Source organism: Arthrobacter sp. AL12 (assembly GCF_029960645.1).
In the GTDB taxonomy this organism is placed as follows: domain Bacteria; phylum Actinomycetota; class Actinomycetes; order Actinomycetales; family Micrococcaceae; genus Arthrobacter.
Genome location: NZ_JASBQY010000016.1, coordinates 79,784 through 103,439 on the forward strand (window position 1 = coordinate 79,784; position 23,656 = coordinate 103,439).

The 23,656-nt window shown below is 67.2% G+C and carries 28 protein-coding genes, 1 pseudogene and 1 riboswitch; of the genes and pseudogenes, 9 read left to right on the forward strand and 20 right to left on the reverse strand.

The features are described from left to right. Positions 1-110: 110 nt before the first annotated feature. The 3 genes and pseudogenes from QK291_RS15530 to QK291_RS15540 all read left to right on the forward strand — a co-directional run. Positions 111-377, forward strand: a pseudogene (locus tag QK291_RS15530) (mycoredoxin); the annotation flags it as partial. A 167-nt stretch (positions 378-544) separates the two neighbouring features. Continuing rightward, the gene (locus QK291_RS15535) at positions 545-1,630 is read left to right on the forward strand and encodes an S-(hydroxymethyl)mycothiol dehydrogenase (RefSeq protein ID WP_282383556.1); all 1,086 of its coding nucleotides are present in this window, start codon (positions 545-547) and stop codon (positions 1,628-1,630) included. A gap of 11 nt (positions 1,631-1,641) precedes the next feature. Continuing rightward, a complete protein-coding gene (locus QK291_RS15540) occupies positions 1,642-2,274 on the forward strand; it encodes an MBL fold metallo-hydrolase (protein ID WP_282383558.1) in 633 nt (210 codons plus the stop codon). Between the two features lie 87 nt (positions 2,275-2,361). On the opposite strand, the gene QK291_RS15545 is transcribed toward QK291_RS15540, so the two are convergent. Continuing rightward, positions 2,362-3,111: a lipoate--protein ligase family protein gene (locus QK291_RS15545; RefSeq protein WP_282383585.1), complete on the reverse strand. Its 750-nt coding sequence runs from the start codon at positions 3,109-3,111 to the stop codon at positions 2,362-2,364. Positions 3,112-3,127: 16 nt separating this feature from the next. Between QK291_RS15545 and QK291_RS15550 the strand changes: the two genes are divergently transcribed. Beyond that, positions 3,128-3,511, forward strand: a complete 384-nt coding sequence (locus QK291_RS15550) for a DUF2177 family protein (protein ID WP_282383559.1) — start codon at positions 3,128-3,130, stop codon at positions 3,509-3,511. Between the two features lie 140 nt (positions 3,512-3,651). Here QK291_RS15550 and QK291_RS15555 read toward each other — a convergent pair whose 3' ends face one another. From QK291_RS15555 to QK291_RS15565, 3 genes are all read right to left on the reverse strand, one after another. Next, positions 3,652-4,455, reverse strand: coding sequence for a thioesterase family protein (locus QK291_RS15555; RefSeq protein ID WP_282383560.1), 804 nt, complete (start codon positions 4,453-4,455; stop codon positions 3,652-3,654). Between the two features lie 232 nt (positions 4,456-4,687). Continuing rightward, complete coding sequence (locus QK291_RS15560) at positions 4,688-5,464, reverse strand: type 1 glutamine amidotransferase domain-containing protein (RefSeq protein ID WP_282383561.1); 777 nt, start codon at positions 5,462-5,464, stop codon at positions 4,688-4,690. Between the two features lie 191 nt (positions 5,465-5,655). Next, positions 5,656-5,940, reverse strand: a complete 285-nt coding sequence (locus tag QK291_RS15565) for a DUF427 domain-containing protein (RefSeq protein ID WP_282383562.1) — start codon at positions 5,938-5,940, stop codon at positions 5,656-5,658. Positions 5,941-6,143: 203 nt separating this feature from the next. On the opposite strand from QK291_RS15565, the gene QK291_RS15570 reads away from it, so the two are divergent. Further along, positions 6,144-6,854, forward strand: a complete 711-nt coding sequence (locus QK291_RS15570) for an endonuclease/exonuclease/phosphatase family protein (RefSeq protein ID WP_282383586.1) — start codon at positions 6,144-6,146, stop codon at positions 6,852-6,854. Between the two features lie 11 nt (positions 6,855-6,865). Then, a complete protein-coding gene (locus QK291_RS15575) occupies positions 6,866-8,560 on the forward strand; it encodes a SulP family inorganic anion transporter (RefSeq protein ID WP_282383563.1) in 1,695 nt (564 codons plus the stop codon). A gap of 18 nt (positions 8,561-8,578) precedes the next feature. On the opposite strand, the gene QK291_RS15580 is transcribed toward QK291_RS15575, so the two are convergent. From QK291_RS15580 to QK291_RS15590, 3 genes are read right to left on the reverse strand one after another with little or no spacing between them, the layout of a single operon-like run. Beyond that, on the reverse strand, positions 8,579-10,294 hold the full coding sequence (locus tag QK291_RS15580; protein WP_348994587.1) for a DUF5671 domain-containing protein: 1,716 nt from the start codon (positions 10,292-10,294) through the stop codon (positions 8,579-8,581). Then, positions 10,255-10,887: a hypothetical protein gene (locus tag QK291_RS15585; protein ID WP_348994588.1), complete on the reverse strand. Its 633-nt coding sequence runs from the start codon at positions 10,885-10,887 to the stop codon at positions 10,255-10,257. The genes QK291_RS15580 and QK291_RS15585 overlap by 40 nt, the downstream gene beginning before the upstream one ends. Before the next feature lie 42 nt (positions 10,888-10,929). Further along, a complete protein-coding gene (locus QK291_RS15590) occupies positions 10,930-11,586 on the reverse strand; it encodes a DedA family protein (protein WP_282383565.1) in 657 nt (218 codons plus the stop codon). 140 nt (positions 11,587-11,726) lie between these two features. Between QK291_RS15590 and QK291_RS15595 the strand changes: the two genes are divergently transcribed. Then, entirely contained in the window at positions 11,727-13,184 is a 1,458-nt protein-coding gene (locus QK291_RS15595; protein ID WP_282383566.1) for a DUF5129 domain-containing protein, read from the forward strand. 5 nt (positions 13,185-13,189) lie between these two features. On the opposite strand, the gene QK291_RS15600 is transcribed toward QK291_RS15595, so the two are convergent. From QK291_RS15600 to QK291_RS15615, 4 genes are all read right to left on the reverse strand, one after another. Next, positions 13,190-13,381, reverse strand: a complete 192-nt coding sequence (locus tag QK291_RS15600; protein ID WP_282383567.1) for a DUF1918 domain-containing protein — start codon at positions 13,379-13,381, stop codon at positions 13,190-13,192. Positions 13,382-13,442: 61 nt separating this feature from the next. Beyond that, a complete protein-coding gene (locus tag QK291_RS15605; protein ID WP_282383568.1) occupies positions 13,443-14,444 on the reverse strand; it encodes a serine hydrolase in 1,002 nt (333 codons plus the stop codon). 440 nt (positions 14,445-14,884) lie between these two features. Continuing rightward, the gene (locus QK291_RS15610; protein ID WP_282383569.1) at positions 14,885-15,148 is read right to left on the reverse strand and encodes a HipA domain-containing protein; all 264 of its coding nucleotides are present in this window, start codon (positions 15,146-15,148) and stop codon (positions 14,885-14,887) included. Positions 15,149-15,234: 86 nt separating this feature from the next. Next, the gene (locus QK291_RS15615) at positions 15,235-15,432 is read right to left on the reverse strand and encodes a helix-turn-helix domain-containing protein (RefSeq protein ID WP_282383570.1); all 198 of its coding nucleotides are present in this window, start codon (positions 15,430-15,432) and stop codon (positions 15,235-15,237) included. A gap of 242 nt (positions 15,433-15,674) precedes the next feature. On the opposite strand from QK291_RS15615, the gene QK291_RS15620 reads away from it, so the two are divergent. Next, positions 15,675-16,262, forward strand: coding sequence for a dihydrofolate reductase family protein (locus QK291_RS15620; protein WP_282383571.1), 588 nt, complete (start codon positions 15,675-15,677; stop codon positions 16,260-16,262). Between the two features lie 56 nt (positions 16,263-16,318). Here QK291_RS15620 and QK291_RS15625 read toward each other — a convergent pair whose 3' ends face one another. After that, entirely contained in the window at positions 16,319-16,969 is a 651-nt protein-coding gene (locus tag QK291_RS15625; RefSeq protein WP_282383590.1) for an NlpC/P60 family protein, read from the reverse strand. 113 nt (positions 16,970-17,082) lie between these two features. After that, positions 17,083-17,284, reverse strand: a riboswitch (cyclic di-AMP (ydaO/yuaA leader). Positions 17,285-17,455: 171 nt separating this feature from the next. On the opposite strand from QK291_RS15625, the gene QK291_RS15630 reads away from it, so the two are divergent. Then, positions 17,456-17,725 carry a hypothetical protein gene (locus QK291_RS15630; RefSeq protein ID WP_282383572.1) on the forward strand — a complete coding sequence of 90 codons (270 nt, stop codon included), beginning with the start codon at positions 17,456-17,458 and terminating at the stop codon, positions 17,723-17,725. A gap of 287 nt (positions 17,726-18,012) precedes the next feature. On the opposite strand, the gene QK291_RS15635 is transcribed toward QK291_RS15630, so the two are convergent. The 8 genes from QK291_RS15635 to QK291_RS15670 form a co-directional block, all read right to left on the reverse strand. Then, a complete protein-coding gene (locus tag QK291_RS15635) occupies positions 18,013-18,546 on the reverse strand; it encodes an NUDIX domain-containing protein (RefSeq protein ID WP_282383573.1) in 534 nt (177 codons plus the stop codon). A 4-nt stretch (positions 18,547-18,550) separates the two neighbouring features. Next, the gene (locus QK291_RS15640) at positions 18,551-18,985 is read right to left on the reverse strand and encodes an alpha/beta fold hydrolase (protein WP_282383574.1); all 435 of its coding nucleotides are present in this window, start codon (positions 18,983-18,985) and stop codon (positions 18,551-18,553) included. Positions 18,986-19,013: 28 nt separating this feature from the next. Beyond that, positions 19,014-19,907 (reverse strand): aminoglycoside phosphotransferase family protein, encoded by an 894-nt coding sequence (locus QK291_RS15645; protein WP_282383575.1) that lies wholly within the window; start codon positions 19,905-19,907, stop codon positions 19,014-19,016. Then, positions 19,904-21,184: a hypothetical protein gene (locus QK291_RS15650; protein WP_282383576.1), complete on the reverse strand. Its 1,281-nt coding sequence runs from the start codon at positions 21,182-21,184 to the stop codon at positions 19,904-19,906. Before QK291_RS15650 ends, QK291_RS15645 begins: the two co-directional genes overlap by 4 nt. A 77-nt stretch (positions 21,185-21,261) precedes the next feature. After that, positions 21,262-21,621, reverse strand: coding sequence for a helix-turn-helix transcriptional regulator (locus QK291_RS15655; RefSeq protein ID WP_282383578.1), 360 nt, complete (start codon positions 21,619-21,621; stop codon positions 21,262-21,264). An 82-nt stretch (positions 21,622-21,703) separates the two neighbouring features. Further along, positions 21,704-22,354, reverse strand: a complete 651-nt coding sequence (locus QK291_RS15660) for a DNA alkylation repair protein (protein WP_282383579.1) — start codon at positions 22,352-22,354, stop codon at positions 21,704-21,706. A 55-nt stretch (positions 22,355-22,409) separates the two neighbouring features. Then, positions 22,410-22,730: a GYD domain-containing protein gene (locus QK291_RS15665; RefSeq protein WP_282383580.1), complete on the reverse strand. Its 321-nt coding sequence runs from the start codon at positions 22,728-22,730 to the stop codon at positions 22,410-22,412. 192 nt (positions 22,731-22,922) lie between these two features. Next, positions 22,923-23,303: a universal stress protein gene (locus tag QK291_RS15670; RefSeq protein WP_282383581.1), complete on the reverse strand. Its 381-nt coding sequence runs from the start codon at positions 23,301-23,303 to the stop codon at positions 22,923-22,925. Positions 23,304-23,656 lie beyond the last annotated feature (353 nt).

Below are 23,656 nucleotides of genomic sequence, written 5' to 3' on the forward strand. Positions count from 1 at the left end.
AACGGCCGCCCTGCGGGAATACCCGTCCCCGGGTTACGGTTAATGGGAGTAATGTACGACTTTTTGTCGGCACCCGGCGCTGCCACCGCGCGCCGCCAGCGAACTTTGAGGAGATCTTCGTGGACTTCACCCCCGAATCCGGCACCGTCACCATGTTTTCGACCACCTGGTGCGGCTACTGCAACCGCCTGAAGAAGCAGCTGGACGCCCAGGGCATCGGGTACACCGAGATCAACATCGAAGAAGTGGACGGCACCGCAGATCTCGTGGAGAAGCTCAACGGAGGCAACCGCACCGTTCCCACCGTGCTGTTCCCGGACGGCACCGCCGCCACCAACCCCTCCGCTGCCGAGGTCAAGAGCCGACTCGCGGCCTAAGGCACACCCCCTGAACAAATAGCGACGACGGCGCGGCCACCCACGGGTGGCCGCGCCGCACCGCGTTGTGCGGCACGAGTCCTGCGCGAGCGAAGTCTTGCGTGACAGAAGTCTTGAGACACGAGTATTTGCGGCCAGAACCGCGACCGAGCAGAGGAGCTATTTCCATGGTCCATAAAGTCAAAGGCGCAGTAGTCCGCTCCAAGGGAGCACCCGTCACCCTGGAGACCATCCTGGTCCCGGATCCCGGACCCGGCGAGGCCCTGGTGGACCTCCTCACCTGCGGCGTCTGCCACACCGACCTGCACTACAAGCAGGGCGCCATCAACGACGACTTCCCGTTCCTGCTCGGACACGAGGCCACCGGTGTCGTCAGCGCCGTGGGCCCTGACGTCACCGAGGTGGCCCCCGGCGACCGCGTGGTGCTGAACTGGCGTGCCGTCTGCGGCGAATGCCGCGCCTGTGCCAAGGGCCAGCCGCAGTACTGCTTCAACACGCACAACGCCACCCAGAAGATGACGCTCGAGGACGGCACCGAACTCACTGCGGCGCTCGGCATCGGCGCCTTCGCCGAGAAGACCCTCGTCGCCGCCGGTCAGTGCACCAAGGTGGAACCCGAGGCTGACCCGGCCGCCGTCGGCCTGCTCGGCTGCGGCGTGATGGCAGGCATCGGCGCGGCTATCAACACCGGAAACGTCAGGCGCGGCGATTCCGTCGCCGTCATCGGTTGCGGCGGCGTGGGTGTGGCGGCCGTTGCCGGCGCCGCGCTCGCCGGCGCCACCACGGTGATCGCCGTCGACATCGACCCGAAGAAGCTCGAACGCGCCAAGGACCTCGGGGCAACACACACCGTGGACTCCTCCGCCGCCGACCCGGTCGAGGCGATCCGCGAACTGACCGGCGGCTTCGGCGCCGACGTCGTGATCGACGCCGTCGGACGTCCCGAGACGTACAAGCAGGCGTTCTACGCCCGCGACCTCGCCGGCACCGTGGTCCTCGTCGGCGTTCCCAGCCCCGAAATGACCCTGGAACTGCCGCTGCTGGACGTGTTCGGCCGCGGCGGCTCGCTCAAGTCCTCGTGGTACGGCGACTGCCTCCCCTCGCGCGACTTCCCTATGCTGATCGACCTCTACCAGCAGGGCAAGCTGGACCTGGACGCCTTCGTCACTGAGCGGATCACGATCGACCAGATCGAGGAAGCGTTCGACAAGATGCACTCCGGCTCGGTGCTGCGCTCGGTCGTGGAACTGTGAGCGGCGGCCCCGTGAAAGGTCTCCGGATCGACCGGCTGGTCACCTCGGGCACGTTCTCGCTCGACGGAGGCACCTGGGATGTCGACAACAACGTCTGGATCGTGGGCAACGACACGGAATGCGTCGTGATCGACCCGGCGCACGACCCCGACGCCGTCGAGGCTGCCGTCGCCGGCCGCAAGGTCACCGCGATCCTCCTGACGCACGGCCACGATGACCACATCGCCGCCGTCGGCGAGGTCCGCGGGCGCGTCAACGCCCCGGTGCACCTCAACCGCGAGGACTGGATGCTCTGGGAGAAGGTGTTCCCGGGAACCGAACCGGACCACGCGATCGAGGACGGGGACACCTTCGACGTCGCCGGCGCACGGCTCGTAGCGCTGCACACGCCGGGACATTCCCCCGGGTCCATGTGCTTCTCCCTCGCGCGCGAGGGCACCGTGTTCAGCGGCGACACCTTGTTCCAGGGCGGGCCGGGCGCCACCGGCCGGTCCTACAGCGACTTCCCCACCATCATCGAGTCCATCAAGGCCCGGCTGCTGACCCTGCCGGCGGACACCGTGGTGCTCACCGGCCACGGCGATCCGACGACGGTCGGCGCCGAGGCGCCGCAGCTTCAGGAATGGATCGCCCGGGGCCACTAACTGACTCGCAGCAAGGGCCGTTCTGAGCGCTGGGAAGGTCCCCTGCCGCCAGTTAGATGGATCCGCCGGTCACATCCTGCGCAGGTCTCAGCCGAGCAGGCTGCCGAAGTCGCCGTAGGCCAGGGTGGCGTAGCGGGCGTACGTACCGATCACGGCCGCCTCGATGGCGTCCACGTCCAGGTGCGGGACGAGGTCATTGACGGCGCCCGCGGTGGCCGGATCCCAGTCCAGGCCGAGGGCGGCGTAACTGGCCTCCAGCACCGCGCGGATCGGGGCCGAGTTCTCCACCACGATGACGGAGCTGAACAGCCAGCCGCCGGCCACCACCCGCTGGGCCGTGCCGATCAGCTTGAGCTGGTGCTGCGGAAACTCCCGGTCCTGGCCGTGGACGCTGAATTCCCCGGGACAGTACTCCCCGGGGATCTCCCCCACCGCGGCGTCGACCCCGGCGCTGCGCAGCGCACTGGCCAGCATCTCGCCGAAGAAGGAAAACCGCCGCTTGGCCCCGGCGATCGCGTCCGTGTCCGGCTCCAGGTGGTCGATCACGAGGGTCCCCTGATGGTACGCGGCGGCGCGTCCCCCGGCCTTGCGGACCAGCGGTTCGAAGCCCAGTTCGCGGCAGGCCTGCGCGGCGGCCTCAAAACCCGGCAGGTGCGTGTCCCGCTGCCCGAAGGCCACGGTGGGCGCCGGCCGGTACAGCCGGATCATGGGGCCCACACCGCCGGTTTTGACCTTCCGCAGCAGTTCCAGAACGAGGTCCAGGTCCGCGGCGGCGCCCAGTGATTCCTCCTGCCGGAAAATCGTCAGCGTCCGCGCTGCGTCTGCGGCCTCCGGCATCTTGTTATGCTCCCCTATGGTCATTTTGCAGTTCCTCGTCGTAGCCGCCGCGTTCGCCGTCATCGATTCCGTCTGGCTCAAGTCAATGAGCAAGTTCTACCGGCGCCATCTGGGGCACCTCATGGCGGACAAACCCCATCTAGGGTACGCCGTCGCCTTCTATGTCCTGTACATCGCCGGGATCGTCTTCTTCGCCCTCCGGCCGGCGCTCGACGGCGGCAGCTGGCTCACGGCGCTCGGTTACGGCGCTGCGCTGGGCACCTTCGCCTACGCCACCTATGACCTCACCAACGCCGCCACCCTGAAGAACTGGCCGCTCATCATCGTCGTCGCGGACATCGCCTGGGGTGCCGTGCTGACCGGCCTGGCCACCGTGGTCGGCTGGCTGGTCTTCCACTAGGCTTCAGCCGGCACCAGCACCGGCACCGGCACCGACAACAGGACCGGCACGGACAACAGGACCAGCACCGGTACCGGCCCGCTGCAGCCGGTTGCCCGGCTGCCCGGCCGCCGCGGAACTGCCGGCGGGCCGGCTCAGCCCTACGACTTACGGAGCGTCAGAATCTGCTCGGCGCGGCCGAACGGGCCGGTGAGGTCGTGGAGCACGGTCGAGGTCAGGCCGATCCCGTCCGTGCCGAACGACACCTCGTTGTCCAGCCCCAGCCACTCCCCTTCGGGGCGCCGGTACATGTGAATCTGGAGGTCCAGGTTGGGGAAGGAGTAGCTGCCCTTGCCCGGGGGAACGCGGGCGGCGATGCCGTTGGCAGTGTCCACCAGGCCGACCAGCCGGGCAAGGTCGCTGCTGTCCTTCCGGTCCGTCAGCGGGTGCCCGGTGTGCAGCCAGACCGTGCCCGACCCGGCGCGGTGCCCGTCGGCGATCCGCATTTCCAGGGACGCGATGTAGCCGCCCGGCCAGATGCTCGCGGCGTCGTACGGTTCGCAGTCCTCCGGCGCGGGAATCCCGGGATCCTCAAACGCTGCGATGGCGCTGGTGTCGGAGGTGATCATGCGCCACGCCGTGGCGCGGATCGCGGTGCGGCCGGCTGCGGTCAGCTCGGCCTGCACCAGTTCAATGGTCCGGCCAGGGCGGAGCGTCGTGGTGACGACCTCGAACTCCCCGCCCGGAATCAGGCCAAGGATCTCGTAGCTCAGGCGCGCCATCCGCATGTCATCGCGCGGCTCATGGCGGTCCAGGCAGTCCGCCATGATGCCGGAGGCAGGAGCCATGTGCTGCTCGTGCTCATTCCAGGCGCCCTGGGCGTGGATGGTGGAGCGGAAACGCCCGCCGCCCAGTACCTCATAGTAGAAATCGCCTTCGGCTAGCACCGGTAGTTCAGCAGTCAATGTCTGCCCTTTCGCGTGGCTGGTAATCCCAGAACACACTATCGCTTCCGCGCCAGCGGCAGGCCCGCCGCACGGCAGTCGACGGGATGCTCGTTGAGGGCAACATTGGCTGCTACAAGCAGGGCAACACGGTTCCGGACTTGCCTGACCCGTGCCGGGAACAGCGCAGACATTGCGCAACTGACGGCCACCCCGTGGTCGGGTTGGCCGTCAGTTCACTGCGCTGCTGGTGTTAGTGCTCCGCTTCCGCGGCAGCCTTCTTGGCGTTCTTCTCGGCGTCCTTCTCGGCGCGCAGAGCCTCGGTGTCGTGCTGTTCCATGGCTTTTTCCTGGTGGATGACCTCTGCGAAGAGCTTCTCCATTTCCTTGGCCACGCCGGCGGCTGAGGCCGGGTTCTGGCCGGTCACGAGCCGCTCGTCAACCACGACTTTCTCCTCAAAAACATCAGCGGCGACGTGGGTGGCGCCCTGTTCCTCAAGGCGGTCTGCCAGGAAGAACGGGATCACTTTGTCCTTCCCCGCGGCAACCTCCTCGTCGTTGGTGAAGGCGGCCACCTTCCGGCCCTCGACGAGGCGGAACCCGTTGTCCAATTCCACATTCAGCAGACCGGCCGGTCCGTGGCAGACCGCACCCACCAAGCCGCCGGCGTTGTAGACGCTGGCCACCAGATTGTGCAGGCCTTTGCTGTCCGGGAAGTCCCACATGGTGCCGTGGCCGCCCACGAGGAAGACGGCGTCGTACTGGTCGGGATCAACGACGTCGACGCGGGCCGTGTTGTAGAGGCCGGCGCGGGTGGTCTCGTCCTCCGTGAAGGCGACCTGGATGGGATCGTCCGTGTCCACCTCGTCGCGCGGGGGCTGGCCGCCCTGGATGGACGCGAAGTCGACGAAATGCCCGGAATCCTTGAAGACCTTCCAGGGATGTGCAGCTTCGGCCACGTTGTAGCCGGTCTTCTCTCCCGTGTCGCCGATCTCGGAAACGCTGGTCAATACCATGAGGATTTTCTTCATGAAGTGCTCCTATCTGCTGGATTCCAGCCTACGCCCAGCCCATCCCAGTTCCTTGGAACCGGGGGCACTGGAACGGGCACACCCGGCGTCGCGGCGGGCCTGGGCGACGGGACCTCGTGAGCCACACACGAAGGGCGCCGCGCGCACGGCGCCCTTCGTGCCAAGGGGTTGAGCATGTTTGTGCCTGCGTGTCAGGCCTCGACGCGGACGCCCCGCCAGAAGGCCACGTGGTCCTTGATGTGCCCGGCGTCGGACTTCGGCTCGGCGTAGAACCAGGCGGCATCCTGGTTCCGCTGGCCGTCCACCACCAGGCTGTAGTAGCCGGCCTGGCCCTTCCAGGGGCAGGAACTGCTGTGACTGCTGTCCTCCAGGTACGCCGGGTTGACCGAGGAGCGCGGGAAATAGTGGTTTCCCTCCACCATGACCGTGTTGTCGCTCTCCGCGATGACCGCGCCGTTCCACATTGCCTTTGCCATGGTGTTGTCTCCTGCTCGTGTCCGGGAAGTGCATGACGGCGGGCAGCCGTGGCCGCCCGTCACCGGCTCAACGACCGGGCCAGCTCATTGATTCCGCCGTCTTCCCGCCCGGACCCGCGGCCGCAGGTCCCACTCGATTGGCTGGACTGGGTAGACTCGGAATCAGACCTTCCACGACTATCCTCCGAAGAGGTGCTCCCCTGATTCGAGTCATCAGCTACAACCTGCGTAAGCACCATGCCATCGGTGAGCTGGTTGATCTGGCCCGCAATTTTGAGATTGATGCCTTGTGTCTCCAGGAGTGCGACACGAACGACCTCCCGGACACCATTGGTGACCTGCACCTTGCCGACGCCACCAAGGGCAACCGGCTGGGCCTGGCGATCTACTACCGCATGGACCGGTTCACCGCGTATGAGACGAAGACCTTCGCCCTGAAGAAATCGCTGCACGACCGCGTCCTGTCCCCCGCGCACGAGCGGCTGATCGGCACCCGGGTGATCGACAATGAGACGGATCACGACCTCGTCATCGCATCGTTCCACGCGGCCCCCCTGACGGCGTCGAACTCGCTGCGGCGGAACCAGATCCACGCCGCACACGCCGAACTGCTCAGCATGGGTGGCGGCCTGATGTCGCTGATGGTGGGCGACTTCAACTACCCCTTCTTCACCAAGAACCTCACGGCCAAGATGAAGGATGCCGGCTACGACCTGACCCTCAGTGACCGGCGGACGTACACGCGCTACAAGGTCTTCAAGGGCCACTTCGATTTCGCCACCTCCCAGGGGCTGAACATCGAGAGTGTCGAAACCCTGCCGCGTGGGGCATCGGACCACCTCCCCATCCTCATCTCGGCGGAGTACGGCCAGGACGCGCCGGTCGTCGGCGACTCCGCGGCCCCTGCCGCGTAGCCAGGGCCACCGTGCGCGGCGCCAGGGCACTGAAACTCCCGCCCGGCCTGAGAATGATGCGGGACTATGAACGACCCTGGCTGAAATCTGACCTTGCCTCCGGCGCCGCCCTCAGCGCGTTCCTCATTCCGGCCGGCATGGCGTACGCCGAGGCCGCCGGGCTGCCGGCCGTCACGGGCCTCTACGCCTCGATCATCCCCCTGCTCGCCTATGCGTTCTTCGGGCCCTCCCGGGTCCTGATCATCGGCCCGGATTCCAGCCTGGCACCGATGATCGCCGCCGCCATCCTGCCTCTGGCCGGCAAGGATCCGGACCAGGCGGTGGCCCTCGCCGGCCTTCTGGCCCTGCTGATCGGAGCCCTGCTGCTGGCCGGCAGGGTCTTCAGGCTGGGGTTCGTCACCGGGCTGCTGTCCAAGCCCATCCGCGTCGGCTACCTCAACGGAATCGCCGTTGTCATCATGCTGAGCCAGCTGCCCAAGCTGCTCGGCATGTCGGGCACCGGCGGCTCACTGGTCAACAGCGCCGCCGGGACGGCGCAGGCGGTGGCCCAGGGCGGCGTCAATCCGTTGGCGTTGCTGTTCGGAGCCGGCACCATCGCCGTCATCGTCGGATGCCGTTTCCTGCCGGGGAAGCTCCCCGGTGTGCTGCTCGCCGTCGTGGCAGCCACGGCGCTGACGGCTGCCTTTGACCTGACCACGGCGCTCCCCACCGTGGGGGCCCTGCCCCAAGGCCTGCCGGCTCCCGCCCTCGGCGGCCTCACCATGGAGGACGTCATCGCCCTGCTCGGCCCGGCGGCCGGCATCGCCCTGATCGCCTTTGCCGATACCACGGTGCTCTCCAAGAGCTTCGCGGCCCGGAGCGGTGTCCAGGTGGACGGGAACCAGGAAATGGGGGCGCTCGGCGTGGCGAACGTGGCCAGCGGCCTCTTTGGCGGGTTCCCGATCTCCGGCAGCGCTTCCCGCACCCCGATCGCCGTCGAGGCCGGCGCCAAGAGCCCCCTGAGCGGAGCCGTTGCCGCCGCCCTGGTGCTGCTGTTCATGATCCTGGCGCCCGGGCTGACGACGTTCCTCCCCTCCAGCGTGCTGGCCGGGGTCGTGATGGTCGCCGCGGCGTCGATCCTGGACGTGAAGACGCTCCTCCGGCTGCTCAGGATGAGCCGGACCGAGGCCGCATTGCTGGTCGCGACCTTCCTGGGTGTCGCCTTTGTGGGTGTGCTCGAAGGCATCGTGGTCGCGATCGGCCTGTCCCTGATCGCTTTCGTGCTCCGCGCCCTGGACCCCTACCGCACCGAACTGGGCAGTGTCGGAGACGTGCCCGGGTACCACGACCTGAACCGGCACCCCGAGGGCCAGCGCGTCCCCGGACTCGTGATTGCACGCTTCGACGCCCCGCTCTTCTTCGCCAACGGTGCCGTCTTCGCCGACCACATCCGGACGCTCGTGGCCAACGCCCCGGAACCGGTCCGGTGGGTGATCGTGGCCTCGGAGGCCATCACCGGTCTGGACACCACTGCCCTGGATGACCTCGTGGCCCTCGACGACGAGCTCGCGAAGCGCGGTATCAGCCTGGTCTTCGCCGAAATGAAAGGCCCCATCAAGGACCGCCTGATCCTGTTCGGCGTCAGCAGCCGGTTCGGCCCGGACCACTTCTTCCCCACCGTCAACAACGCGGTGCGGAGCTACAAGAAGGCGTTCGAGCTGGAATAGCGCCTGCGGCCCGGCACCTCAGCCCATCAGCGGGATCACGTCGATGCTGCCGTCCGGGCTGACCGTCACAAGCACCCGCCTTCCGCTCACACCCTCGAGTGCCCCGGCCAGCCGGCCGGCCAGCTGGCCGTCGCCGGCAGCGGCACCTGCACCGGCCGCGACGTCGGCCCGCCTCCAGACGGTCACCCCGGCCCCGGTGGCGGCCTCGATGGCCCGGTGCAGCGGTGCAGGATCAGCGCCGGTCACCAGGACGACGTGACCGATCGTCCGCTTCCGCGCGGTCCCCGCCGCCGCCAGGATGGCACGTTCGTGGCGCCACACCGCGAAGTGGTATCCGGCGACCAGACCGGCGGCCACCAGCAATCCGAGCGGGGCCCGGATCCTGTCCACCACACTGCCGCCGGAGACGTCGCCCAGGACGTACTCGAACATCCGGTAGCCGATGACCAGCAGGGTGATGACGGCGACCACGGCGCTGAGACCGAACACCACTATCAGGTAGATCCGGCGGGCGTTCTGCCAGTTCCCGGCATCGCCGGCCGGGCTGGGCGCCGCCGCCGGGGTCCTCTCCAGCGGCCTCCACATGAGCCACCAGACCACTCCGCCGACCAGGAGCGAACTGATGCCGCCGAGCAGGAGGGTTCGCGCCCCGGAGCCCGCCAGCGGGGCCGCCGCCATGGCCAGGGCGGCGTTCGCGATCACGCCGATCCCGGAAGCGGCGGCCACCAGGGCGACGCCGGACGTCACCAGCCGGCTCCCCTGCCGGATGGCTTCGGACCTGCAGCGGGCCAGCCCGCGGTGGTACACCCACACCACTGACCCGATCGCCGCGGCGGCGACGGCCGGCGCCAGCGGCTCAAGCAGCTGGTCCATCGGTTCGGTGCGGTCAAAGGCGAGCCGCAACAGGACGAACACCGTGACCCCCGCTCCGCCGAGGGTCAGCACCCCTGCGCCGAGGACCCCGACCGCGATCAGGCCAACACTGGCGAGATCGCCGCGCAGCCGCCGGCCGCCGTCGTGGTTCCAGTGCCACCACCAGACCAGCCCGCCACCCGCGGCCCAGACGAGGGACTGCAGCGCAGACACCCACCAGGGCTTGCCCACGGCCGCGGCCGCCGGCGCCCCCCGCAGAGCAGCATCCAGCAGGGCCGACAGGGCTGAGACGGCGCCGCTGACCCCAATCACCAGCCCGATGTAGCTGCCGAGAACCGTGGGGGCGCCGGCCAGGTCTACGGGCCGCTTGCGCGGATGCCGCCACATCCACCGGTGCCAGACCCAGACCGCAGCCCACACCAGCCCGGTGGCCAGGGACGGGCGCCACTGCAGGGACCGGCCGCCGATCAGCGTGGCCAGCGTGCTGAGCAGGTTGCTCGTCGCCAGCACCAGGGAAAGCACGTAGGCGCCGGTGACATACAGGCCCCAGCCGACGGACGCCCGCTCCGCCTCGTCGTCCAGGCGCCGCCAGACAACCCACCACAGGAGCGCGGCGAGCGGGCCGCCGATCAGGGCGAACGCCAGCGAGCGCGCCAGGCCGGCCACATCCCCGGTGGCCAGCACGGTGTCCGCGACGAGGAGCCGCCCCAGCAGTCCGCTGAGCCCGACGGCGGCGATCACCACGAGGGTGAAGAGCAGCAGGTAGGTGATGAGGCGGCGGACGGTCCGCTGTGCTCCGCCCACCGCGGAGTCGGTGCCCATCACTTCACCGCCGGCTTCTGGCACACCGTCAGTTGCCACGGGGCCCTGTCGATCAGCCACTTGTCCCCTGTCCTGACCAGGTCGAAGCCGTCCTCGACCTGGTATTCGGCACTTCCGAACGGCCCGCCGCCTTCGGAGACGGTAATCAACACCTTGACGTCCGCCGAGGCTGGCCGCTCGGTCGTTGAGACGAGGGTGACGCGGAGGTTGTCCCCCGGCATCCGTTCCATGTTCGTGCTGCAACGGTTCTTGGCGGTGTCCGTTAGGTAGGCGGCGGCGGCCGACTCGTCCCCGGCGATCACGGCGGCGGCATACCGCTGGACCACCCCGGCGGGGGTGGCCTCGTCCACCGGCGCCGGCTCGGCACGGGTGAACACGACAATCAGGGCGACCACCACGATCACGGCTATCGCGGCCAGAATGGCGAGCAGCGTACGGTCCGGCCGGCGCGGTTCTGCGGCTGGTCGTGCGGCCGGACCTGCAGCTGGTCCTGGGGCCGGTCCCGCCGCTGGTCCTGCAACCGGTCCTGCGGCTGGTTCCGTTGCCGGTCCCGCCGCCGGCGGCGGTGCGGCTGCTTCAGCCGCGGCCGGTTCTGGTTCGTCGGGTTCGGGTTCTTTCGCCGCTGGACTCATGCAGTCAGTTTGTAGCAGGCGGTGCCCGTCGTCACGGTGTCTTTAGGCCCCATTCGGCCCTGACCTGCGGTGTCGCCGCCGTCGGAAGCCCCTCACGATGAGCGCGCCGACGACGACGGCCAGTGCGGCATAGACGGCATAGTTGAGGAATCGGGAGTATTCGTCGATGAGCCGGTACTGGGTCCCGAGCAAAGCACCCAACCCGATCAGCAGCCCGTTCCAGATGCCGCTCCCCGCGACCGTGAACGCGCTGAACGTGCCAAGGTTCATCCGTTCGGCCCCGGCGGGCAGCGAGATCAGGCTGCGCACGCCCGGGAGCAACCTGCCGAAGAAGACCGCAGTCCTGCCGTGGCGGCTGAACCAGTCGGCGGCCTTTTCAAAGTCCTCGCGCTCCATGAGCGGGAGCCGCGATAACCACCGGATCGACCGCTCGAGCCCCAGCCACGCCCCGAGCCAATAGAGCAACAGCGCGCCCAGATAAGCACCCAGCGTGCTGGTGACCAGGACAAGAGCCATGTTCATGGTCCCCTGCCGAGTGAGAAACCCGGCCAGGGGAAGAATGACCTCGCTGGGAATCGGCGGGAAGACCGTCTCCGCGAGCGTGAAGAGCCCCACGCCCCACTCGCCGAACGCGTCAACGCCACGCGCGGCAAAACCGACCAGGCCGTCCATCTCGTCAACCGGGGTGGCGGGTGTCATGACTGACCCGGCCGTCCAGGACCCTGAAACACTGCCGCATTCCCCTTCCACGTCGGAGGCGGCAAGCCTAGCCGAAAAGAGGGGCACGGGGTCGGCGCGGGCACGTCGACGCCGCATGCGGCAGGCACTACGCTCGGAAAATGGGAATCGTACGGAAAGTCCTGGGCCTGCTCGCTCTGGTGATGATCGGGCTGGTGGGGCCCGGGCCGGCGGCGCAGGCCGTCACGCCGGTGGACATCGTCGTGGAGGACCGGGCCGGTGTGCTGGACCGGAACACCCTGCTGCCTGCGGTGCGGGCGATCGAGTTCTACCAGCCCACCAAGGTGGCTGTCTACACCTACAACGGTTCGGCATCGGACAACCTCAACGAGGAGGTGCTGCGCTTTGCCCGCTCCGAGCATCCGGAGTGGATCAGCGCGGACGGACAAAAGTGGGCGGACGGGCTCTTCATCTTCGCCCTGGACCCGGTGGGCCGGCACGTGGGGACTTACATGGGTGAGGACCGGAAGGTCTCGCCCGAACAGCGCGAGGACATCCAGAACGCTTCCAAGGAACTTCTTCGCGACGCCCAGTGGACGGACGGCACCATCGCCGGGATCCAGCGCGGCGCGGAGCTCATCAATCAGCCGTGGTATCGCTCCACGGCCTTCCTGGTCGTGGCGTGGACCAGCCTTGCGGCCGCCGTCGCGGGCGCCGGGACGTGGCTGATCGTGCGCTGGCGGACCCGGGTGGACAGCCGAAAGGAACTGGCCCGCGGCGAGGCCAGCTACTCCAACGTCAGCATGGACCTCCAGATCACGGAGCTCAACGCCGGCACTATCCCGGAGGCCTCCCGCTACGGCAGCACCGTCCTCGAGAAGCACCGGACCTTTATGGCCAAGTACAACACCGCCACCGGCCTCTCCAACCAGGTCCATGCCCTGTCGCCCAAGGACCTCAGCAAACGGGGGAACCTCAAACTGGTCCGCAGCTACGCCGACGCCGCCGCCGAGCTCGATGCGCTCGACGACGTGATCGCCGACACCAACGCCCTGCTGAACCGGGGCTCCGCCTGGGCCCCCGCCTGGGACCGGCAGCTGGCCCCGTTCCGCGCCGACCTTGCCGCGATCGAACAGATGCTCAGCAAGCGCAACGCCGAGGGCGACTCAGCGACGGCCGCAGCCCTGCGCTCCTTCCGCGATGAGACCCACCGGGAGATCGAACGGTGGACCACGGGACTCTCGGACGGAACCATCACACCCGAGACGGCCCTGGACCGGCTGCGGGACGCGCGCACCCACCTCTCCGAACTGCTCAAGAACCATGCCGACACCGTGATAGCCGGCTTCGCCAAGGACGAGAAGGAAGCCCGGCTGATGCACCAGGAGATGGAGGACGCGCAGGCCGGAAGCAAGGCCAAGTACGGGCGCACGTACGAACCCAGCATCCTGGGAACCGTGTACCCCTCCTACTACTTCCTGTCCGTGCCGACGTTCAACTCCGGCTTCTCCAGCGGTGTCAGCAGCGTCAGCAGCGCCCGGGGCGGCGGCGGCGGCACCACCGGCTACGGAAGCAGCGGCGGAAGCTTCTCCGGCTCCGGCAGTTCGTCGAGTTTCTAGCGCGGTCAGGCGCCCTTGCTGCCTTCGACGACGAAATCGCCGCCGGGGAACAGGATGGTCTCGTGGCCGTCGTCGAACCTGACGTGATACGGCGGGGCCCCGTCCGCCCCCTTGACCTCCAGGATTTCGCCGTGCCGGTCCGATGACTCGACCGTCGTGCCACGGATGATGATGCGGTCTCCCTGGGCTGCTTTCATGTCAATCACCTCCCTTCTCCAGCGTGCGGTGGTGTGTCCTTCCCGGGAACAGCCGCTGTCCTCAAAAGAGTCCGGCGGCGACTGCGGTGGTGAGTTCCTGGAAGACGCGCGCCCGGGCAGTCTCCCCGTCCCGGCCCAGCGTGTAGACGACAAACACATACGCCCGGTCCCCCTTCACCAGGATGCTCGCGTCGTGCAGATTGCCGTTAAGCAGCCCGTACTTGTGGAACACGCTGACCCCAACAGGCGCGGCGGCCGGGATCAGTGATTCGTAATTGGTCTGCTGCATGTAGGACAGCAGCTGGGCGGTGTTGGCCGAGTTGAGCAGCCGGCCGCCGTACAGCTCGGACAGAATCGTTGCCATCTCGGCGGGCGTCAGGCTGTTCACGGTCCGGTCGTAGGCAATGCCCATCGAGGTGGCATAGTTGATCAGTCCCTTGTGGCCCACGGCGGCGAGGATCAACGCCCACGAGTCGTTGTTGCTTTGCTGGACCATTTGCCGGATCTGCTGACCGGCTGTGGACGCCCCCATCGGGGTCCCCAGAGATGCCTTGCCGGTTTCCACCAGATGGTAGTACGCGGCGGCTGCGAGGATTTTCCCGGTGCTCGCGGCCACGAACTTGGTCTTGACCCCGTATTCGTGCACTTCCCCGTCAGCCACATCGATCAGGGCAACGCCCACCTGGTAGCCGCTGTTGGCCGCGATCACGGCGTCGATTTCCGCGTCCAGCGCCGGTCCGATGGCGGACGCGGGGGGCGTGACGGCCGGCGTCGGCGGCGCCTCCGACGGCGTTCCTCCGCCGGCGGCGGACAGCGGATCGGCGGCACCAGCCGGGGCGGACGCCGACGCGGCCGGCGCAGCCCCGGCGTCGAGACGATCCCTGGCCTGGATGGTGCCGTAAACCGCCCCGGCAGTGATCAGGACGAGGACGGTCACCAGCGCAATCAGGAACTGCGGGCGGATCCCGCCCGTGAACCGCAGCAGGCGCGGCCCGGTACGCCGGGCTGCCTCTTGTGTGTGCCGGCCGCTGCTGTAGTGCCGGCCGGGTCCCCAGGATTCCACCGGTCTCAACCCCGGAACATCAACGGGGGCGCGACGTCAGCTGACGCCACAGGCAGGCTCGTGGGCATGCTAATCCTCCGAAAGTAACGAACCGCGGCGCGGCTCCAAATTTCCTGCATTCTTCTACCGGCGGGGCCGGAGCGCAAGTAGCCTCTCCCGCGGGCCGGATCAGCCGGCCAGCTCCCGTCGACGGAACCGGAGTTCCCGCAGGGCCCCGTTCAGAGGCGACCCCGCGAAAGGCAACTCCTCCAGTCTAATCCCGGCGGCCGCGGCAAGCGCGGTCCGGTTCGCTGCGACGGCTGCCCGCGCCGGTAGGCCCAGTGAACCGGCCAGCTCCGCCCAGTGTCTGGCCCTGAAGTGGCGGGTCTTACCGAAGACCGGCAGCGCGAGCGTTTCATCCCCATAAAGCAGGGTGCACGGAACATAGAAGACCGGGGCCATCACGAATCCTCGCGGGCTGCCCAGGACCGCGAGGTTTTTGGCGTGCAGGTCCCGGCCGGGCCTTTGACCCGGTCGAACCGTTCCACCAGGAGTCCCCGTACGCCGTTCCGGTCCTGGCTAACCGAGTACCTGGCGACCGGGATCTTCAGCGCCCGGGCCCCTTGCAGGTGCGCCGCATCGTTCTCCACCAGGTGGGGATGTTCCGGCGGGTCCAGTTTGAGCAGGTAGCGGTGGCCCCTGACCGCAAAGGGCGTTGTCAGCATCGAGGCACTGGTCTTTCGCTGGACTCCCGGCAGCCCGTGGAGGTCCACGGTGTTGACCAGGAGGGAGAAGTCAAGCGTCTCCGGCTTCAGCGCACTGTCAGCTGCAGGCCAAGGACATCGCTCAGGGCCACCACAGCCCGAAGCGAGGGGTTGCCCGTCCCTGTCTCGATGGTCCGTACGGTGCGCACCGAGGTCCCGGCCAGGTGGGCCTGGTCCTCCTGCGTGATCCCGGCATCCTTGCGGGCGCTCCGGATGCTGGCTCCAATCGACGACACATCACCCATGGGGCCACTCCATTCGGCAGGATGCTGCCGGTCTCGGCCATCCAGTCCTCCGATCGTGGCCAGGACCTCCATTTTCGGCAAGATGCTGCCGGTACTTAGCTCCTTGCGCCGTTCGCCGGCGGCGGGAACGGCGGAACGGCAACAAGCTGCCGCCCGGCGTCGGACGATCCCTCCCCTGCCGCGTCTGCAGTGCGCGGCGTACGCTGAAATCCCCGGCCGGCAGTGAACCGAAGGAGCCCGTCATGCGCAAGGTCATCTTTATGATGCAGGTATCCCTGGACGGATTCTTTGAGGGTCCGGAGCAGGATCTGAGCTGGCACCTGGTCGATGATGAACTGCACCGCCACTTCAACGACGAACTCCGGACCATGGGCGCTTTCCTGGACGGCCGCGTGACCTATGAGTTGATGGCCGACTTCTGGCCGACGGCTGACCAGGACCCCTCCAGCCCCGCCCCGATGGTCGAGTTCGCGGGCATTTGGCGGGACATGCCCAAAATGGTGTACTCCAGAACCCTGACATCGGCCGGCCGGAATACCGAGGTGGTGCGCGACGTGGTCGCCGAGGAGGTGTCGAGACTCAAGGAAGAACCCGGCGGTGATCTGGCGCTGGGCGGCGCCAATCTGGCGGCGTCGTTCCGTCGGCTCGGGCTGATCGATGAATATCGAATCTATGTGCACCCGGTCCTGATCGGACGGGGCAAGGCCCTGTTCCAGGAGACGGATTCGGTGACGCCGCTCCGGCTGCTGGAGAGCCGCACCTTCGGCAACGGCGTGGTGCTGCTGCGGTACTCAGTGGAGCCGGACGCAGGGCACGCCGAAGGCCGGTGATCCGCTGCCCCAAGGCAACCGATCGACCGGCCTTCGACGTGCCGTTAGCGGTGCTGCTAGCCGGCGCGGACGAACGTCACGGAGCCGGTGGCGGTCAGCCAGGACAGCGGGTGCGTCATGGTGGCGTTGACGCCGTTCATGCCGCCGCTGATGGCCTGGCCGTTGCCGGCGTAGATGGCGACGTGGCCGGACTGGACGATGATGTCGCCGGGCAGGGGTGACGCGACGACCTTGCCGTAGTTCAGGAAGGCCTGCGGGCCGATGTTGCCCACCGGGATACCGGCAGAGTTCAGGGCCTTCTCCACTACCGCGGTGCAGTCCTGGGTGATGCCGATCTGGCCGTATGCCACGGCCAGCAGGGTGGCGTTCACTCCCCCGGCTGCCGGGGCAGCGGCGGGGGCAGGCGCGGGTGCGGCCTGGACCTTCACGGTCGCCTTGGCAGCGGGGGCGGGTGCCGGTGCCGCCGGGGCCGGGGCTGCCGGGGCCTTCGGAGCGGCCACGGGCTTGGGCGCCTCGACCACGGGCGCCTCGACCACGGGCGCCGGCGTCGTCGCGACGGCCGGGCGCTCGAAGGTGATCTGGACGGCCGAGTCCGCCAGGACCGGCGCGGAGACCTGGCCCTTGACGTCAACGGACGACGCCGGTGCGGAGTCGCGCTCGGTCGGTGCATCGGCTGCATTCGCGGCCATGGCGCCGCTAAGCACCATTCCGGAAGCGGCTACAAGTACTGCGGCCTGGCGGCCAACGGTGCCGGCGGTGCGGCGTTTGCTGCGAAAATCGTCGCGTTTGGGCGCACGGGTATTGTCAAAAGTCATTAGAAAGAGCCTCTCCCAATGCCTGCGAGGTGAGCTGTCGGATTCGGATGGGAGGCACCCGGCCGCACGCTGGCCCGAACATGACGGGCCGTGCGGCTTCACCCCAAGACCCCTGGAGAACAGCGGGTCAAAATTGGTTTCCCCGTCTCTGCCGGACGTTGCTGCGAGTTGTCCCCAGGCCGCGGCAGAGTTAGGCAATCGGCTGGGAAGAGCCCGTCTCGGAAACAACAGGCACCTAACAACGGTAACGGAATGATTACGGACTGTCACATCGGGCTCAGGTCGGCCAGTGGTCGCCGTCTGTACGACGCCCGCCGCCGGAACCGGCCCCGGGCATAGGATGATGCCATCATCGTTCCCCCGAAGCGGAGGCCCGAAATGAACAGTCCCGACGTCGCCAGGCACTGTGTCGCCATCTGCCAGCTGAGCAGTCAGCCGCCGGAGGACTTCAATGTCAACACCGAACTGCTGGTGCTGGAAAACGGCGAGGTCCACGTCTCCACCTGGGACGCTGAGCCCCGCGACGGAGGCTTCGACGTGCATGTCCTGAATGACCGCGTCGACGCCCTCGGCTTTATGGTGATTACCGACTGGGAGTTCTTCGACGAAAAGGCCTATGCCGTGGTGGAACGCCGGCCGGGAAGCTAGGTCCTCATCCCGTTCCGGCAGCGCGGTACTCATGCCGGATTTCCCCGGGACAGGTCTTCGTCCCAGGGACGTCTCGGGTTTGGACCAAAGCCTTCACCGACCCCGGGGTCTGCGCCGCGATCGTGGACCGACTCACCTCACAACGGCACCTGAAGCCTAAGAGTCGTTCTTTGCCGGAGCGCCTCTTCCACTTACCCAGCAGGATTCGTTCTCCCCTGGCTGCTGACTGCTCGTGCAGCCATAAACGCCCAAGATTGGAAATGCGATGGTCAACTTCGGAATTCGAGTCACGATGACATGGCCGTGCGCCGGACGCGTTCCAACCGCGCGCAGAAGCCTGCCGGCACCTGGGCTGGCAGTTCGTTGATCGGGAACCAGCGGACGTCCTCGCTTTCATCACTCACGGAAATCTCGACACCTGGTGTGATGGCCGCGGCGAACCCCACATCCCAATGCGCGGTACACGAGAATCCCGCATGCAGCTCGTGCCGGTCAAGATCCATGATCGCGGGAGACAGCAGGACAAGCTCGCCATTTCCTGACTCCTCCCGTGCCTCCCGCTGTGCGGCCTCCGCCACCGACGCGTCCTTCGACTCGATGTGACCCCCGAACTGCACCCAGAACTGCCCTTTGCGATGGAAACACAGGAGAACATGATCGAATTCAGGCGAAAACACGAAGCAAGACCCGGTGACATGCTCCGGGCCGCCATTTCGACGCAACGCGGCGTCACCCGCTGAGTCAAGGAACCGCAGATACGCGTCTCGCGTTGCTGATTCAGGAAGTTCCCTGAGGCTAGTGAGCAGATTGTCGAGTGGCATCCTGTCATCTTTCCGCACGCTCAGACCTCGGTGCCGTATTGGCCGCCTCTGAGAAGTCAGTCCATTCTTCGGGGAAGATGCGCCCGACGTCGTCTGTGATCCATTGAATTTCTTCCCGGCTGCTTGTTGTCACCGCTACCAATGCGATACCGAGAACCCGATTGGGATGTTCTAGGGCATAGGCGAGGGCAAGCGTGCTGCCCCGGGAAACGCCGATGACAATCCACTTCTCTATCCCTGGGTGCTCTCTGACGGCCTCGATGTCTTCGATCAAGGCTTGGGTCGTGTTCTCCGAGAGCCGGTCAAGGTTGTCCTGGACGAGGGGAGTGCTCTTCCCGCAGCCTCGCTGGTCCAGTTCAACGCGTTCCGGAACCGGAAACCTTGAGCCTAGCGTGACGCAGAGAACTGGCAGCTGCAGGGCCTCAGTCGTAATGGCCACTGGCTAACTGATGGTTTTGGGCACTCGTTCAGCGGGTGTTGGCGAGGGTGCGCATGAGGGTGACGTCCCCGGGCCTGGCGTCGCGGCGGGCGAGTGAGACCGCCATGATTGGGGCGAAGTTGCAGCACCAGAGCCACAGCCGGTCGGCCTCGATTGCGTCAGCAAAATCACTGAGCTGAAGGCACCGGTGGCGGATGTCCGCTTCGCTACCCGCTCCAGTCATGGCAAGGTCTGTGAGGTCCATCGCCGGATCGCCGATACAGGGGCGCGGGTCGATCGCGACAATCCGGCCGCCGTTACCCGTCCGCAGAATGTTGCCGGGATGAAGGTCGCCGTGAAGCACCGAATCCCCCTCGTCCGCCATATCCACCGCAGCCTCGCGACACCGGCGCCAGGCTGCAGTATCGATCGGGGAGTCCCGGAGAGTCCGCCGGCGTCGATCCCACAACTCGAACACGAACTCCACGCGCTCACGGGCACGGGGAACATCAGCGGGCAGTGTCCCGCGCGGCAAGTAGAGGTCGCCGATGAGGCCGGCAACGTCCTTGATGCCCGGAGCATCGACGGTCAGCTCGGTGGACTCCGGAACCCATTCGAGCAGGATCGCACTGCCGGTGGCGTCCACGTCCACCAGGTCGACGACGCTGCGAGCGTCCGTCCAGTACCTCAGCGCAGCCGCCTCTTGCTCCGTGACCGCCCTGTCAGGTGAAAGCTTGAGTGCGTACAGGGTTTCCCTCGTCGTCGACACACACTCGACAACGGCGCCTGTCCCGCCCGCGCGGAGAGATTGAGGCTCGATCGCCCACTTCTCACAGAGCTCCCCAACAAGCATTGCGAAGTCGTCTATCCAGGCCGCAGCCGAGGGGCCGAATCGATCGAGAAGCCGGTCACGTCCAGCGGTAGGCAGCGCGACCTGTGTCATGTAGTCATGGTAGTTGCTGCGGCGCCGCCGTTGCGAAGCCTCAATGACCAGGCGAAGAGTGCGGTGGCGGCAAGTGGTGCGATGAAGGCGGCCATCGTCACCAGGCTGAGTCCGACAATTGAACCGGCGAAACCGAGCATCCCTGTCACGCCCATGCGGAGCGCGCGGCCTCCGGGGATGAGCCGTCCAAAAGGCAAGGCAACCGCGAAGCCCATCAGTGTTGCGGCGGCAAGGACCAGCGGCCACTGCAGGGGATGCCCTGCCCCAACGAATTGGGCGGCCGCCACCACGATGAGACTTGCGGAGCACAGGAGGGCCGACCACCGGATGACGCCGCCGAAACGCGGTATCAGCACTGTCCCGGCAGCGATGGTCGCCGGGATGGCTGCCAGTGCGCCGACCGCCAGGCCGAGGTTCATCGCGTGGGTGGCATCGCGGACCATTGGTGCCCAGGTGCTGCCGGTGAGGGCAAACAGTGCACACCCAAGTCCGGCAGTTATAGTCACCAGCGCGGCTGCCCGTGCTGCAGCGGGCCCCTGCCGCGCCACGGTCGCCGCCGCAAGCGGCGGGGACGATCGCACCGCTACCCGAACGGTGTCACGCGGTGCTGACGGGTAGTTCGCACTGCTCAGTCGCAGCGCGATGACCAACAGCACGACAGCACCCAGTGCGCCGAATAGTGGCGCCATCAACGTCAACGCGCCCAGGATAAGCGCCAACGGTGCTGCCAGAACGGTACTCTGCACGAGGCGGATGGGCGCAGAGCGTCGATTGCCCAGCACCGATTCGACCGGTGCCACGAGGCAGATCGTGCCAGCAATCCACGCGAGCAAAAGGAAGAGCAGGGTCGACGATCCAAACCAGCTGCGGCCCAAGCCGGCATCCGCTTCCTCAAAACCGACCCACCAGCTTGCTGCCGTCAACGCCGCGAAGCCGCAGGCCGGTATGGCACCAGCCGCGGACGACATTGCTGCCGGGGCGGAGAGCCGCCCAGCTCGATGCAGAAGAACGACGGCGGAGAGGGCTAACGCGAGTGGTCCGATGAACACGGCCAAGACGAGCCGGGAAAAGCCTGCTCCAGGGAGCAGGCTTGTCGCGTTGCCCAACAACAGTGCGGCGGCACCGATATACCCGATCACAGCTGTCGCAGCGATACCGGCGGCCCAGCGGGGCGTTGCCCGCTCCCCCAGTCCATGGGCCCGGAGGGACCACGCTTCCGGAACAGAAGGGCGCGCCACGCCCCGGTCGCTGGCGTGCTGTTCGAGACTGTCGAGCATGATTCTGCTGTGCTCCTCCCGCCAGGCCCGCGGATACCACCGCAGCAGCCGGGCATACCGACTCCGTCGCCGGTCGCTCACCGAGCGAAGCCCCATGACATCGTTGCCGGCGCGGAACAGCTGGGGGCAACGGGAGGCGCCGTTAACCGGCTTTCCGCCGGCCGAAGCCTGGCTGCGAGTCGTTCCGTCTCCAAGGCCAGGGCTTGATGCCCAGCCTTTGTCAGTTCGTAGTAGCGGCGTGCGCGCCCGTCGACCGTTTCTTCGCCCGCTCTGCGAACGTGCCCATCTCGTTCAAGACGCTCGAGCGTGGCATAGAGCGTCGTAACCCGCAACGAAACGGCGGCCGCCGAGAGCTGTTCAACGTCACCAAGGACGGCGTATCCGTGCTGACGTCCGCCGGCGAGGGAGGTGAGGATCCAGAAGGCGACTTCAGTCATGCTCGGCAATATACCCAAAATGGGAATATATGGACAGGCAGAACTCTGAGGTTTCCGCTGCCTGGGCGCAGGATTCGCCGGGTCAGAATGCCAGGTCGGGGCGGCGCATCGCCGTCTCGGCGAGCACGAGGGCGACCGCCCCGGCGGCGATTCCGCCGTCGTCGTCCTCGGGGTTCTGCCGGGTCGGTGTGGGCAGCACCAGACGGGCGTGGCGCACGAACCCGGGCCAGTCCCCCGCGCCGGCCCGGAGCGCGCGCAGCGGGGACAGCAGGGCCGCCCGGCCCAGCCAGACGTCAGGATCCCGCGCCCACCGGTCCAGGACACTGTCCGCGCGCACCCGGCCGACGTCGTCGAGCCCCTCGACCAGGGGGCCAACAACGTCGATGGCCAGCGGATCGACGAGGGCCGCCAGCCGTGCGCTCCGCACGAAGCCCTCGATCCGGGTCAGGTCCGTGTTCGTCAGCAGGCTGACGCGCGATTGCAGGAGCACGACGGCCGCGAGGCGGCGTTCGTAGACGGGCACCTCCCACAGCTCGGAGCTGAGGGCGGTGACGTCGTCGCGCGTCAGTTCCGGGTGGCGGCGGAAAGCATCGCGGACCGTTCCCCGCACCGCCCCGACGGACGCGCCGTAGTACCGGTGGCCGCCGCCGTGACGCGCCGCGGACTCCTCCGCGCGGCTCCACGACGACTCACGCTGAAGCGCCAGATCTATGAAGTCACCGGCATCGCTCATGGGGACATTCTCCCGCACGCCGCGGCGCCGGGAATTGCCGGCCGGGCTCGGCGCCCTACTGACCGGGCGCCCGGTAGCTCGGTGTTTTCTTTGACGCGTCGTCAAGGTCCTCCGGCGTCATGAGCGGTTTCAGACGCACATTCACCGATCCCGTTGCATTGATCATGAGCGACAGCGCGGCGGCGTCGGAGGGCGCCGGGACCTCGAAGACGCCCAGCACGTCGGTCTCCCCGAAGGCGTAGTAGAAGCACTCGAGCGAGCCTCCGACGGATTTGAGGGCGTCGACGAGCGCATCCCGGCGCTTCGTTCCCCCTTCGCGCATGAGACCTTTGATGCCCTCGCCGACGTAGTTCGCTTCGAACAGATACTTGGCCATGGTCTTTCCCGTCCCGTGATGTCCAGGACTCGGTCATCCGCGGGTGTGTCCAGAGCATTTTGCGGGTGGGTCCCGGAGTTGGTCCCCCAGAGTGGGGCTGTGGCCACATCGTAGGCCCTCCCGTCATGCCCTTACAACGGGGTGCGGGTGAGTTGCCGCCCCAAGCAACAGGGTTGGGCCGCTGCCCGCAGCCTAGGAAGCTGTGGGCCGGACGACGAGGACGGGACAGGGTGCATGGGTGATGATCTGGGTGGCCGCCGATCCCAGATCCAGGCCGGGAAATCCGCCGTGCCCCCGGGCGCCAACGACGACCAGGTCCGCGTCCCCGGCGGCCTTGATGATGGCGGCCGCCGCGGAATCACTGTGAACGATCTCCGCGGTGGCGGCCACCCCCTCACTTTCAGCCGTCGTCAGGGCTTCAGCCTGGACCGACTCGGCTATATGTTGTGGGGAATCCTCGGCCACGATCTCGCCGGCGGCCGTTTCGAGCACTGCCGGAAACCAGGACAGCGGCGGTTTGCTCCAGACCGTGACCAGACGGATCTGGCCGTTGCGCAGCTTGGCTTCGTCCATGGCCCACCTCAGGGCATTTTGGGAATTTTTGGAACCGTCAAAACCAACCACAATCACGAACGAGCCTGTACTGGTCATTGTCTTTCCAATCCCTAGCCTCGGGGGCAGCCTGGATCATTCAGTCTCGATGACCGCGAAAGTCAGTGTCAAGGTCCGCGCATCGCTGTGGACGCTCCTGGTTTCCTGGCAAAGACGAACCAAAAACCCTATGACAAACCGACCGGAGCCTCTAGTCTCTTGCCATGAGAGTTGGGGGCGGATGTCGGCGGCGTAATTCCCGCCGTCTTAGGCGGGATGGGCGGTAGTGCCCATTAGCGTGGTGTAACGGCCCGGACCCGGGCGTGTTGCTCCCG

Excerpts from the sequence above, each read along its gene's own strand:
- QK291_RS15630 (WP_282383572.1), top strand. The coding sequence starts at position 17,456 with ATGAACAGTCCCGACGTCGCCAGGCACTGTGTCGCCATCTGCCAGCTG.
- QK291_RS15620 (WP_282383571.1), top strand. The coding sequence starts at position 15,675 with ATGCGCAAGGTCATCTTTATGATGCAGGTATCCCTGGACGGATTCTTT.
- QK291_RS15610 (WP_282383569.1), bottom strand. The coding sequence starts at position 15,148 with ATGCTGACAACGCCCTTTGCGGTCAGGGGCCACCGCTACCTGCTCAAA.
- QK291_RS15650 (WP_282383576.1), bottom strand. The coding sequence starts at position 21,184 with ATGCTCGACAGTCTCGAACAGCACGCCAGCGACCGGGGCGTGGCGCGC.
- QK291_RS15635 (WP_282383573.1), bottom strand. The coding sequence starts at position 18,546 with ATGCCACTCGACAATCTGCTCACTAGCCTCAGGGAACTTCCTGAATCA.
- QK291_RS15560 (WP_282383561.1), bottom strand. The coding sequence starts at position 5,464 with ATGAAGAAAATCCTCATGGTATTGACCAGCGTTTCCGAGATCGGCGAC.
- QK291_RS15550 (WP_282383559.1), top strand. The coding sequence starts at position 3,128 with ATGGTCATTTTGCAGTTCCTCGTCGTAGCCGCCGCGTTCGCCGTCATC.
- QK291_RS15660 (WP_282383579.1), bottom strand. The coding sequence starts at position 22,354 with ATGAGCGATGCCGGTGACTTCATAGATCTGGCGCTTCAGCGTGAGTCG.
- QK291_RS15565 (WP_282383562.1), bottom strand. The coding sequence starts at position 5,940 with ATGGCAAAGGCAATGTGGAACGGCGCGGTCATCGCGGAGAGCGACAAC.
- QK291_RS15600 (WP_282383567.1), bottom strand. The coding sequence starts at position 13,381 with ATGAAAGCAGCCCAGGGAGACCGCATCATCATCCGTGGCACGACGGTC.
- QK291_RS15585 (WP_348994588.1), bottom strand. The coding sequence starts at position 10,887 with ATGAGTCCAGCGGCGAAAGAACCCGAACCCGACGAACCAGAACCGGCC.
- QK291_RS15535 (WP_282383556.1), top strand. The coding sequence starts at position 545 with ATGGTCCATAAAGTCAAAGGCGCAGTAGTCCGCTCCAAGGGAGCACCC.
- QK291_RS15655 (WP_282383578.1), bottom strand. The coding sequence starts at position 21,621 with ATGACTGAAGTCGCCTTCTGGATCCTCACCTCCCTCGCCGGCGGACGT.
- QK291_RS15665 (WP_282383580.1), bottom strand. The coding sequence starts at position 22,730 with ATGGCCAAGTATCTGTTCGAAGCGAACTACGTCGGCGAGGGCATCAAA.
- QK291_RS15625 (WP_282383590.1), bottom strand. The coding sequence starts at position 16,969 with ATGGTGCTTAGCGGCGCCATGGCCGCGAATGCAGCCGATGCACCGACC.
- QK291_RS15670 (WP_282383581.1), bottom strand. The coding sequence starts at position 23,303 with ATGGACGAAGCCAAGCTGCGCAACGGCCAGATCCGTCTGGTCACGGTC.
- QK291_RS15545 (WP_282383585.1), bottom strand. The coding sequence starts at position 3,111 with ATGCCGGAGGCCGCAGACGCAGCGCGGACGCTGACGATTTTCCGGCAG.
- QK291_RS15615 (WP_282383570.1), bottom strand. The coding sequence starts at position 15,432 with ATGGGTGATGTGTCGTCGATTGGAGCCAGCATCCGGAGCGCCCGCAAG.
- QK291_RS15590 (WP_282383565.1), bottom strand. The coding sequence starts at position 11,586 with ATGACACCCGCCACCCCGGTTGACGAGATGGACGGCCTGGTCGGTTTT.
- QK291_RS15645 (WP_282383575.1), bottom strand. The coding sequence starts at position 19,907 with ATGACACAGGTCGCGCTGCCTACCGCTGGACGTGACCGGCTTCTCGAT.
- QK291_RS15595 (WP_282383566.1), top strand. The coding sequence starts at position 11,727 with ATGGGAATCGTACGGAAAGTCCTGGGCCTGCTCGCTCTGGTGATGATC.